The sequence below is a fragment of the Allobosea sp. 01N443 genome (assembly GCF_056399325.1).
In genome coordinates this window covers 1-10,806 of sequence record NZ_JBFTRC010000192.1, presented here as the reverse complement: position 1 = coordinate 10,806, position 10,806 = coordinate 1, and the positions used below count along the sequence as shown (strand labels likewise).

Here is a 10,806-nt window from a genome sequence, read left to right as displayed (position 1 = left end):
CACAGAAGGCTAGATCATTGCACCGGATGCGATATCCGGTCCGATGATCTAGCCGATGACGAGACGACGCTGCATTAACGACGCAACGACGCTCAACGGGTAATGCTGGGTGGATTGGAGGGGCGGCGCACCGGATTGCGCTGGCCGACCATTCGCTCGAGCTCGAGCGAACGGCTGGCCACCTCGCGCAACATGCAGCCCGCCTGCATCCCGGCCACGCGGACAGACGGCTGCATGCTCCCATAGAATGCGCATTTCTGCGCAGCATAGCCTTCCCAGGCGACCTGAAGCGCAGCGAACTGGCCCCGCGCGCCGCTTTCGGCATTGCGCATGACCGCCAGACTCGCGAAGGTCAGGCGCTCGCGCCAGACCGCCTCTTCTCGCCTCGCACAATCGGCTTCGGCCGCACGCCGATCGCCTGAAGCCTCTCGTACGCAGGTCACCGCCACCGACCCGATGCACGAACTGGCAGCCCCACCGCTCTGGCTCAGGCAGGACACCATCTGCGTGCGGTCGGCCGATAGCACCGGATTCGAGGGAGGCGACTGCGCCCAAGCGCCTCCTGCAGCCATTGCCGCCATGCCGAATGCAAGAATTCCCAAGCGGGTCATGGTCACCATCATGTCAAGCTCTGCGGGGAGGGCAAGGCGGCGACACGCTCACGTGATCGGCAGGGGCAGCGCTGGCTTCGCAGCAGGCCGGGCCACCACTGTCTCGTACCAGCGCTGGACATTCGGCCGGGACGCACGCGGCACCGGCATGTTGAGCCAGCGATGCGCGCCCGGCGCAACGGCGATATCGGCCATGCCGAAGCGCGCGCCGGCGAGGTAATCACGTGAAGCCAGATGCGCCTCGAGGATGTCCAGCTTCGCCTCCGTCTTGGCGATGGAGGCCTCGATGACAGCCATGTCACGCTTCTCCGCCGGTGTCCGGATCAGACCGATGAAGGCCGGAGCCATCGCCGGCTGCAATTCGGCAATCATCCAGTCCATCCAGCGATCGGCCTCGGCGCGGCGCGAGGGATCCTCCTCCCAGATCCAGCCCGCCCCATAGCGGGCCGCGAGGTAGCGCACGATGCTGCTGGACTCCCAGATGCAGACATCGCCATCCTCCAGAACGGGGATCATGCCGTTGGGGTTCTTGGCCAGATAGGCCGGCTCGCGGTTGCCGCCGAACGCGCCGCCAAGATCGACCCGTTCAAAACTCTGGCCAACCTCACCGGCCGCCCAGACGGCCTTCTGCACATTGATGGAACTGATCCGTCCCCAGATCGTCAGCATGAAGAGCTCCCCGCCACCCTTTGGCCGGACAGACTTTCCTGCCTGACGCCACGGAAAGCAAATCGTTCTATCTGCAGGCGGTCTGCCGCCTCAAGCTCAGGCGAACTCCATGATCACGGCATCGACCGCGAGCGAATCGCCCTCCTTGGCGAGGATCTTCGCGATGGTGACGTCCTTCTCGGCACGCAGCACGTTCTCCATCTTCATCGCTTCGACCATGCAGAGCGCCTCGCCGGCCTTGACTTCCTGGCCGACCTTCACGGACACGGCCTTGACCAGCCCCGGCATCGGGCAGAGCAGGAATTTTCCGGTATCGGCCGCAACCTTCTCCGGCATCAGGGCGGCAAGCTCGGCCTCGCGCGGCGTATAGACATGGGCGCTGGCATAGGCTCCGGCATGGCCAAGCGATACGCCGTTGAGGATCGCCCTCACCTGCGCCGCAATCGAGACACCATCGAGCGTGCCGCGCCAGACCGGTTCACCCGGCCGCCATTCGGAGGCGACCGCCAATGAACGGTCGCCGAAGCTGACGAGGATCGTCTCGCCCTGCTCCGCCACGATGCCCTCGAAGCGCTCACCGCCGAGCGTCACGATGCGGGTGCGTTCGAACTCGACCTTGCGCCATCCCTCCATCTGGGCCGAGACATGTCGCTTGCGCTGGTTGAGACGGTGGTCGCAGGCGATCGCGATAGCGGCCATGCGCAGCGCTATCTCTCCCTTCGGCTGCGGCAGGGAGAAGCCTTCCGGAAACTCCTCGGCGATGAAGCCCGTCGACAAGTGTCCGGCGATCCAGCGCGGATGCTGCATCAGCGCCGAGACGAACGGGATGTTATGGCGGATGCCCTCGATGGCAAAACCGTCGAGAGCACGGGCCTGCGCTTTGATCGCCGCCTCGCGCGTCGGCGCGTGGGTCACGAGTTTTGCGATCATCGGGTCGTAATAGATCGAGATCTCGCCGCCTTCGAAGACACCGGTGTCATTGCGGACGGTCGCCTCGCCATCCGGACCTTCGGCCGGTGGGCGATAGGTCACCAGCCGCCCCGTCGAAGGCAGGAAATTGCGGGTCGGGTCCTCCGCATAGACGCGGGATTCGACAGCCCAGCCGTTCAGCTTGACATCGGCCTGCGTCAGCCGGAGCTTTTCGCCATAGGCGACACGGATCATTTCCTCGACGAGGTCGATGCCGGTGATCATCTCGGTGACGGGATGCTCGACCTGGAGCCGGGTGTTCATCTCTAGGAAGAAGAAGGAGCGGTCCTGCCCTGCGACGAACTCGACCGTTCCGGCCGAATCATAATTCACCGCCTTGGCGAGGGCCACCGCCTGCTCGCCCATCTTGCGCCGGGTCGCCTCGTCGAGCAGCGGCGACGGCGCCTCCTCGACGACTTTCTGGTTGCGGCGCTGAATCGAGCACTCGCGCTCGCCGAGATAGATGACGTTGCCGTGCTTGTCGCCAAGCACCTGGATCTCGATATGACGCGGGTCGACGATGAACTTCTCGATGAAGACGCGGTCGTCGCCAAATGAGGACGCCGCTTCCGATTTCGCCCGGGCAAAGCCCTCGGCGACTTCCCCGGCCGAATGGGCAATGCGCATGCCCTTGCCGCCGCCGCCGGCAGAGGCCTTGATCATCACGGGATAGCCGATCTCGTCGGCGATCTTCACGGCTTCGGTGGGATCTTCGATGACGCCGAGATGGCCGGGCACGGTCGAGACCTTTGCCGCGGCGGCCGCCTTCTTCGACTCGATCTTGTCACCCATCGCGGCAATCGCGCCGGGATTGGGGCCGATGAAGACGATACCTGCATCCCTGAGCGCCTGGGCGAAGGCCTCGCGCTCGGACAGGAAACCATAGCCGGGATGGACAGCCTCTGCCCCCGTCGCCTTGCAGGCGGCGATGATCCTGTCGATCAGCAGATAGGATTCGGCCGCGGGCGCCGCGCCGACATGGACCGCCTCATCCGCCATCTCGACGTGGAGCGCGTCGCGGTCGGCATCCGAATAGACGGCAACCGTCTTGATGCCCATCCGCCGCGCCGTCTTGATGACACGGCAGGCGATCTCGCCACGGTTCGCGATCAGAATCTTCGTGAACATGGGTGGCGTCTCCCGGCTGTCTGAAAACACTGTGACAGTCGGGGTTTATTGGAGGCCGCAGCCCGCGTCCACTGATGCGAAAGTTCGGGAATGGGCGGCGGGCTGTGCGCGACCGCCTGATCAGTTCGTCCGAAGAACGCGTTCGAGGCGCTGGCCCGGCACCATGAACGTGCTCTTGCGCATGGCGAAGGCGATCAGCATCTCGTCGCAGCGATCCGCCTCGCGCACGATCTCGAAGGCGATGCGTCGCGCCGTCTCGGTCGGGCCGTCGCCAGCAGAGAGCGTCGTCACCAGCCAATGTGCCTTCTCGCGATCGATCACGCCTGTCGGGCGGCTTTCCCAGACAGCGAAGTCGACGACCAGAGTGACCAGGTAATTGGCGAAGGAGGCGCTGGTCGCGACGACCGCGCGATCCAGCGCAATCAGAACATCGATGACATCGCGCGTCATCACGCTATCGACCAAGATTTCGCGCTGAAGCATCTTGGTGTCTTGATCGTCGATCGCGTGCTTTTCCATCACGCGATCGACGAATTCACGGAGCTCATGACCAATCATCGTTCGACTCCTGCCCAGCTTTATTTTGCGCCGGTGCGTTCCTGTTGTGGGAACACCATGACGCGGCACCCGCCAGCAGGTGGTTAACGGCCAAATCTGAACTTCTGTTCAGGTTAAACGGTCCTGATCGGACGTGGTTGCGAGGATGTTACTGAAGTGCCGCCATGCATCGGGTCGCGGTCGAAATCCGGCACCGAATCGGTTTCCGCTCGACGGCACGCCGTCCTGCTCGCCGCGATGACGGAACCTCCGCGCGCCTCTCTTACGGACAGGGCGTTTCGGCTGCACAGTTTGCGGCGATTTCCAGTTCGACCGGGACGTCGGCGCGAAGGAGCGAAGCGGGGACATGGATCAGTCTTCGCGCCGATCCGACGGCGCGAAGAGACTGTGGAACCCGATCGGAGCGGAACGTCGCAGTGCCCTCGCCGCCGCCCTCAGGTCGGCTCAGCCACCGCGAGCCCGTCAATGATGCCCGTCAACTCGGCACAATCGGTGAGGACATGGCGCGCGCCGAGCGCCTGCAGGGATGCCACCGGCTGGAAGCCCCAGGAGACGGCTACCGGCGTGACCCTAGCGGCAACCGCCATCTGGATATCGAAGGAACTGTCGCCGACCATCAGGGTACGTTCCGGTCGCGCGCCGGTTTCCCTCATCGCCTGCAGGATCATGTCGGGATGGGGCTTGGACGGTGCATCATCGGCCGTCTGGATCGTCGCCATGTGCTGACGCCAGCCATAGCGCTCGACGATGTAGTCCGCGCCCCGACGGGACTTGCCGGTCGCGATGCCGAGCACCGTATCGGGCCGCGCAACCAGCGCGTCCAGCATAGCGGCAACGCCCGGGAAGAGCGGCTCGGCGAGGCTTGGATCGGTCTCGGCCTGCCGCCGCATGGCGCCGAAGACCTCCCTATAGGTTTCCGTCAGCTGGTCGTCGGGGCGTTCCAGCCCCGCAAGCTGCATCAGCGCAATATCGAGCGTCAGCCCGACGATGCCGAGCCCCGCCTCGCGGCCTGGATAGACCAGGCCGCAACGCTTGAAGGTCTCGACCTGGGCGCCGAGGATGATGGCGGCTGAATCGATCAGCGTGCCGTCGAGATCGAATATGACGAGGTCCATGCAGGCGCTTTACCGTGGATCGCGACTGCGATCCACTGCACCCGGCGCGGCTCCGTCATGAACGGCTCTCGCGGGCGCAGTCCGCGACCGCCTTGCGCAGGTCCTCGCCATCGAGCCCTTTCGCGCGGCTCTCCTTGCGACATTCGGCACGAGCCGCCAGATCGGGCCGCTTCGCCTTGAAACAGGCGGCCAGCGCGTCGCGCCGCGCAGCGCCGGTCAGGCCACCCTCATCGGCCTCCGTCTTGCAGGCGGTACGCGCCGTCACGGCCGTGGGCTTGCCGTCGCGCGTCAGCCCATCGCGGGCATAGAGTTGGACGCCCGGAAACTTTGCCTGCATGCAATCGCGCATGGCCTGGCGCAAATCGTCGCCACTCAGCGCAATATGTTCGGCGACACAATCCTGCCGCGCCTTGGCGCGCTCGACGCGCGGCACAGGCTCATCCGCCGCTGCAGCAGCAGCTTGCGGGGCGGTTGGTGACTGCGCAGCGGCAGATGTGGCAAGCGAAAGGGTCAGGCCGGCAAGAACGAAGGCGAAACGCGTCATGGGAGCACCTGCGTAAGAGTGACGAGAACAAAATTAGAACATATCTGTTTTTGTTCCGCAAGTGTTCTCTTACGCAAGGTAACGCCAACTCCTACTCGTCGGGCGCGTCCACGATCGGGTCATAGCGCTCGTCCTCGAAACCGAGCAGATTCCAGGACTGGCGCATATGTGGCGGCAGCGGCGCGCTGACATCGATCGTGCCCTTGCCGCGCGGATGCGGCAGCACGATGCGGCGAGCCAGCAGATGCAGCTTGTTCTGGATGCCGCCCGGCAGCTCCCAGTTCTGAATGTTGAAGTATTTGGGATCACCGACGATCGGGTGGCCGATATGGGCCGCATGTGCACGCAACTGATGGGTGCGGCCGGTCACCGGTTTCAGCGAGAGCCAGCCGAGCTTCTGCGCCGCGGTCTCGACCACGGCGTAATAGGTCACGGCATGCATCGCACCGTCGTCGCCATGTTTGGCGACCGCCATCCGCTGATCGCCATCATAGGCTTCCTCGCGGGCGAGATAGGTCGAGATCCGGCCCTGCCGGACGCGCGGGACGCCGGCAACCAGCGCCCAGTAGACCTTGCGGGCCGAGCGCGAACGAAAGGTCTTTGCCAGCGTCGCCGCCGCAAAGCGCGATTTGGCGATGACGAGGCAGCCGGACGTATCCTTGTCGAGCCGGTGCACGAGGCGCGGCTTCTGGCCGTCCTTGCCGGTCAGGGCATCGAGCATGCCGTCGACATGGCGCGTGGTGCCCGAGCCGCCCTGCACGGCCAGGCCGGCAGGCTTGTTGAGGACCATGACATCGTCATCCTCGTAGAGCGTGATCGAGCGCAGGAACTCGACCGTGTCGGAATCGGCCCTGGCCGACCGCGGACGCTCCGCCTGCTGCTCGAGCTTCAGCGGCGGAATGCGCACAGTCTGGCCGGCCTCGAGCCGGTCCTTGCTGTCGGCGCGCTTGCCGTTGACGCGCAGCTCGCCCTTCCGGACGATCCGCTGGATATGGCTGAAGGACAGCTGCGGAAAGCGTGTCTCAAGGAAGCGATCGATCCGCATCTCGTTCTCGTCCGGCGTCACGACGAGTTGCTGAACGCCGGTGGCAAGCACCTCTGCGGTCACGGCCTTGACCTCGGCCCGCGTCGGTCCGGCTGGGCGCTGTGCCCGTTGCACTGGCGACCTGCCAACCGGTGCGCGGCGCGCGACGTCCTCGCCCTCGCCCGGCCTGGCCTGGCCCGAAGCGCGCGCCGGCCGGCGCGCGTCATGGCTTGGCCGCTTCTTCCCGGCACCGGCCGCGGGAGGCCTGCCGCCGCGACCCGTTTGCCCCTTGCCGCCGGAGCCCTTGCTGCCGGAGCCCTTGCCACCTTGCCTCATGATAGCCCCCGGACGAGTGCGAGCCCACCGACCAGCGCTGCCAGAGACAGCGCGACGGAGCCCAGAACATAAATGGTGGCGAAGCCCAGTTGGCCGCGCTCCCAGAGCAGAACGGCCTCAAGCGAGAAGGCCGAGAAAGTCGTGAATCCACCCAGGACGCCCGTGGTCAGGAAGAGGCGCGCCTGTTGCGACCAGCCCTCGCCCGCCCTGAAGGCGAGCCAGCCGACGATCAGCCCCATGATCCCCGAACCGAGAATATTGATGGCCATTGTGCCATAGGGAAAACCCGTCCCCAGCCATTTCAGCGAGGTGTAGTTGACGCCGTGTCGCAGCGCGCCGCCGATGCCGGCGCCCAGGAAGACGAGAAACGTGGATGTCATCGTCCTGCAATAGCCAGCACACCCGACCTGCACAAACGAAATCCGGTCTCARCCCCCGACAATCACGGGAGTGCGCCCTCTCACGGCGCAATTGACACACCCGGATCCCGTAACGACAGATGACCACTGACAACAATGCCTTGGAGCCGCCCGCCACCGATGACCGCCGTGACAGGCCGCGCTGAGGAGAAGCCCTGCCTGCATCGCACCTGGGCGATCGCAGCCTCGGCCTTGCTTGCCTTGCCGGCCTTCGCAGCACTGACCGGGGAAGCAGTCGCACTCCCGCCGCCCAAGGGCCTGAAACCCGCCCGCCCCCCGAGCCTTGCGCGCAGTTGCACGATCACGCCGACCGAGCTTGAGCCCCTCTTCGGCGGCGAGGCCGATCCCCGCCGGCAAATGGAGGACGAAAGCAGCGATGACGAGGAGGAGGACGATGACGAGGACAGCATCCCTGGCCTGATCCTGCCCGGCTCCGCCACCTGCCTCTCGGTGTCGGGCACCGTAAGCGCTGGCCTGCAGAATGACAGTGTCCGGGCATCGCGCTCCGTTTCCCTGCCGCAGTCGAGCCTGACATCCTTTCCGACAAGCGCGAGTATTCGCATCGCGACGTCGCATGATCTCGCCTCCGGGCTGCGCGTCGGCAGCGCCTTCTCCTTCACCATGCAGAGCCCGACCGACGATGTCGCAGGACTCACTTTCGACGAGGCGACGGTGTTGGTCGGGCCCTGGATTTTCGGCCTGGACACCTCGCGCTTCAGCTTCTGGACGGGCRACGAGTTCATCTTCAGCACGCGGGTGCCAAGTCGGACCGTCGGACTGTTGGCCCTGGAATTGCCCTTGACGGAGACCTGGATCGCGACACTTGCAATGGAAGATCCCGCGTTGGGCACGACCTCGACCCTGCCGGTTGCGGCCGGCCGCATGCCGGATGGCGTGGCACGGCTCGTCTACCAGTCCGGGCCATGGACGTTGCATGGCGCTTTGGCACTGCGCGACATCTCCGGCCGAAACTCCCGCTTGGGACGCGCCGGAATTCTGGGCGTTACCTATGAGGCCGAGATGCTGGGGCGCCCCGGCAGCATCACGGCCCAGGTCGCAGGCGCGGTCGACGCGGCGCCCTATATCGGCTCGCAACTCGACGCCGCCGTCGTTCGGACGGTGCTCCTCGGCAGCGACCCGACCCGCGGCTTCTCGACCGCCCTTGTGATGCGGCGGGAATGGACCGACGAGATCGCGACCAATTTTTACGTCAGCCGCTACCAGCTATCGGTTCCGCTGATCGACCAGGCCAAARGCAAGATCAGCATCGACCGCGCCGCCGCCAATCTGGTCTGGACACCGATCGAGGGTCTCAAGGCCGGGATCGAAGCGTCGGTCGCGCAAGCCCGGATATCCCTGACTGGCCGGCAGGTCGCCGCAGGGCTGGCGGGGCGCCTAATCTCGACTCAAGTCTTCATAGAGCGCGCGTTCTGATGCATCGGCCCGAAAAATGAAGCGCGGTTCCCGGAAAGGCCGATGCCAACGCAGAAGGCCAGATGATCGGGCCCGATACCTGACCGATGGTCTGATCTTCTACCTGCTGCGCTCCGCCCTGAGCTTTTCCCAGTATTCCAGCCGCTTTCGGATCTCGCGCTCGAAGCCACGCTCGGGTGGATCGTAGAACAGCTGCCGGCCGAGCGCATCCGGCCAGTAGTTCTGGCCGGAGAAAGCATCGGGTGCGTCGTGGTCATAGGCGTAGTCAGCGCCGTAGCCCTCTTCCTTCATCAGCTTCGTCGGCGCGTTCAGAATGGTCTTGGGTGGCATCAGCGAGCCGCCCTCCTTGGCCGCGCGCCGCGCCGCCTTGTAGGCGATATAGGCCGCATTCGATTTGGGCGCCGTCGCCAGATAGATCACCGTGTTGGCGAGCGCGAGCTCGCCCTCGGGGGATCCCAGTTGTTCATAGGTCTCGGCCGCGGCGCGGGCATGGACGAGCGCCYGCGGGTCGGCGAGCCCGATATCTTCGACCGCCATGCGCACCAGCCGCCGCGCCAGGAAACGCGGATCCTCACCGGCATCGAGCATGCGGGCGAAGTAATAGAGAGCCGCATCCGGATCAGAGCCGCGGATCGTCTTATGCAGTGCCGAGATCAGGTTGTAGTGGCCGTCCTGCGCCTTGTCGTAGATCGGTGCGCGACGCTGGATCACCTCGGCGAGACCGGCCTCGTCGAAGATCTCGTCCGGCTTGGCGGCACGCCAGATTTCCTCGGCCAGCGTCAGTGCCGCCCTCCCGTCGCCATCGGCAAAGCGGGCAACCGCCAGCCGCGCCTCCGGCGTCAACGGCAATTCCTTGTTCTCCAGCACCTCGGCCCGGCCGAGCAGAAAGAGCAGCGCGTTCTCGTCGAGGGATTGGAATGTGAGCACCCGCGCCCGCGACAGAAGTGCGGCGTTGAGCGCGAAGGACGGATTCTCGGTTGTGGCACCGACCAGCGTGATCGTGCCGTCCTCCATGACTGGCAGGAACGCATCGAGCTGAGTGCGGTTGAAGCGATGGATCTCGTCGACGAAGAGCAGCGTGCCCTTGCCTCCCAGCCGTCGCCCGCGCGCTGCCTCGAACACCTTCTTGAGGTCCGCGATCCCGGAGAAGATCGCGCTGATCTGCTCGAACCCGAGATCGACCGCACCGGCGAGCAGGCGCGCGACCGTCGTCTTCCCGGTGCCCGGCGGCCCCCAGAAGATCAGGCTGCCAATAGAGCCCGAGGCCAGCAGTCGCGTGAGCGCGCCATCCGGCCCCGTCAGGTGCTCCTGCCCGGTGACCTCGGCCAGCGTCGTCGGCCGCAAACGGTCGGCAAGCGGGCGCGGCCCCGCCTTGTCGAGGCCGGAAGCGGAAAAGAGGTCGCTCACCCCGGGAAGACCGATGTCACGGTCTGTCCGGCACGCGAGATCGTCACCTCCCAGGCGCGCTTGCGCTKACGCAGGGCCGCCTCGACATCTCGCGAGCGCTCCATGCGCTCTCCGTTCAGGGCCAGGATGATGTCGCCCTTCTGGAAACCGACGCGAGCCGCAAGGCTGCCTTCCTCGATGGCACTGACCACGACGCCTTCGGTTCCGGCATCGATCGAAAGCTCCTCGGCAACCGCCGGCGACAGGTTGAGCACCGTCAGCCCCGAAAGCGGCGTGCGGCCCGAAAGCGTCACGGTTTCGCGCGGCCGCGTCTCGGGCGCCGGAACGAGCTTCACCGGAACCACCAGGCGCTTGCCGCCGCGCAGGACGGTCAGAGAGGTCGTACCCCCGATCGGGCGGGTCGCGAAACGATAGCCGAAGGCCTCGGGATCATCGACGGCGACTCCGTCAAGCGCGAGGATGACGTCCGAACGCTTGAGCCCGCCCTCGGCGGCCGGCCCCTTCTCGACCACGCTGGCAACGACCGAGCCGGCCGGGCGGTCGAGCCCAAGCCCGTCGGCGACATCGGCCGTCAGTGCCTGCAGCCTGGCGC

General features: G+C 65.7%; 11 protein-coding genes. 1 reads left to right on the top strand and 10 read right to left on the bottom strand.

The window, feature by feature from the left end; all coding sequences use genetic code 11:
- Window positions 1–92 precede the first annotated feature (92 nt).
- From AC1DRP_RS30325 to crcB, 8 genes are all read right to left on the bottom strand, one after another.
- Window positions 93–611: a lysozyme inhibitor LprI family protein gene (locus tag AC1DRP_RS30325; RefSeq protein ID WP_441508482.1), complete on the bottom strand. Its 519-nt coding sequence runs from the start codon at window positions 609–611 to the stop codon at window positions 93–95.
- A gap of 48 nt (window positions 612–659) precedes the next feature.
- Window positions 660–1,280: a glutathione S-transferase family protein gene (locus AC1DRP_RS30320; RefSeq protein ID WP_441508483.1), complete on the bottom strand. Its 621-nt coding sequence runs from the start codon at window positions 1,278–1,280 to the stop codon at window positions 660–662.
- Between the two features lie 96 nt (window positions 1,281–1,376).
- Window positions 1,377–3,377 carry an acetyl-CoA carboxylase biotin carboxylase subunit gene (locus AC1DRP_RS30315; protein ID WP_441508484.1) on the bottom strand — a complete coding sequence of 667 codons (2,001 nt, stop codon included), beginning with the start codon at window positions 3,375–3,377 and terminating at the stop codon, window positions 1,377–1,379.
- Between the two features lie 120 nt (window positions 3,378–3,497).
- Entirely contained in the window at window positions 3,498–3,935 is a 438-nt protein-coding gene (locus AC1DRP_RS30310; RefSeq protein ID WP_441493274.1) for a hypothetical protein, read from the bottom strand.
- A 434-nt stretch (window positions 3,936–4,369) separates the two neighbouring features.
- Entirely contained in the window at window positions 4,370–5,050 is a 681-nt protein-coding gene (locus AC1DRP_RS30305; protein WP_441508485.1) for an HAD-IA family hydrolase, read from the bottom strand.
- Between the two features lie 55 nt (window positions 5,051–5,105).
- Complete coding sequence (locus AC1DRP_RS30300) at window positions 5,106–5,594, bottom strand: hypothetical protein (protein ID WP_441508486.1); 489 nt, start codon at window positions 5,592–5,594, stop codon at window positions 5,106–5,108.
- A gap of 91 nt (window positions 5,595–5,685) precedes the next feature.
- Complete coding sequence (locus tag AC1DRP_RS30295) at window positions 5,686–6,954, bottom strand: RluA family pseudouridine synthase (protein WP_441493277.1); 1,269 nt, start codon at window positions 6,952–6,954, stop codon at window positions 5,686–5,688.
- A complete protein-coding gene (gene crcB / locus AC1DRP_RS30290) occupies window positions 6,951–7,334 on the bottom strand; it encodes a fluoride efflux transporter CrcB (protein ID WP_441508487.1) in 384 nt (127 codons plus the stop codon). The genes AC1DRP_RS30295 and crcB overlap by 4 nt, the downstream gene beginning before the upstream one ends.
- A 159-nt stretch (window positions 7,335–7,493) precedes the next feature.
- On the opposite strand from crcB, the gene AC1DRP_RS30285 reads away from it, so the two are divergent.
- Entirely contained in the window at window positions 7,494–8,807 is a 1,314-nt protein-coding gene (locus AC1DRP_RS30285) for a hypothetical protein (protein ID WP_476770421.1), read from the top strand.
- 99 nt (window positions 8,808–8,906) lie between these two features.
- On the opposite strand, the gene AC1DRP_RS30280 is transcribed toward AC1DRP_RS30285, so the two are convergent.
- Complete coding sequence (locus AC1DRP_RS30280) at window positions 8,907–10,214, bottom strand: replication-associated recombination protein A (protein ID WP_476770420.1); 1,308 nt, start codon at window positions 10,212–10,214, stop codon at window positions 8,907–8,909.
- The coding region (locus AC1DRP_RS30275; RefSeq protein WP_476770419.1) for a PDZ domain-containing protein at window positions 10,211–10,806 on the bottom strand (596 nt) is incomplete at its 5' end. The genes AC1DRP_RS30280 and AC1DRP_RS30275, both read right to left, overlap by 4 nt.

Excerpts from the sequence above, each read along its gene's own strand:
- AC1DRP_RS30310 (WP_441493274.1), bottom strand. The coding sequence starts at position 3,935 with ATGATTGGTCATGAGCTCCGTGAATTCGTCGATCGCGTGATGGAAAAG.
- AC1DRP_RS30320 (WP_441508483.1), bottom strand. The coding sequence starts at position 1,280 with ATGCTGACGATCTGGGGACGGATCAGTTCCATCAATGTGCAGAAGGCC.
- AC1DRP_RS30315 (WP_441508484.1), bottom strand. The coding sequence starts at position 3,377 with ATGTTCACGAAGATTCTGATCGCGAACCGTGGCGAGATCGCCTGCCGT.
- crcB (WP_441508487.1), bottom strand. The coding sequence starts at position 7,334 with ATGACATCCACGTTTCTCGTCTTCCTGGGCGCCGGCATCGGCGGCGCG.
- AC1DRP_RS30305 (WP_441508485.1), bottom strand. The coding sequence starts at position 5,050 with ATGGACCTCGTCATATTCGATCTCGACGGCACGCTGATCGATTCAGCC.
- AC1DRP_RS30300 (WP_441508486.1), bottom strand. The coding sequence starts at position 5,594 with ATGACGCGTTTCGCCTTCGTTCTTGCCGGCCTGACCCTTTCGCTTGCC.
- AC1DRP_RS30325 (WP_441508482.1), bottom strand. The coding sequence starts at position 611 with ATGACCCGCTTGGGAATTCTTGCATTCGGCATGGCGGCAATGGCTGCA.
- AC1DRP_RS30295 (WP_441493277.1), bottom strand. The coding sequence starts at position 6,954 with ATGAGGCAAGGTGGCAAGGGCTCCGGCAGCAAGGGCTCCGGCGGCAAG.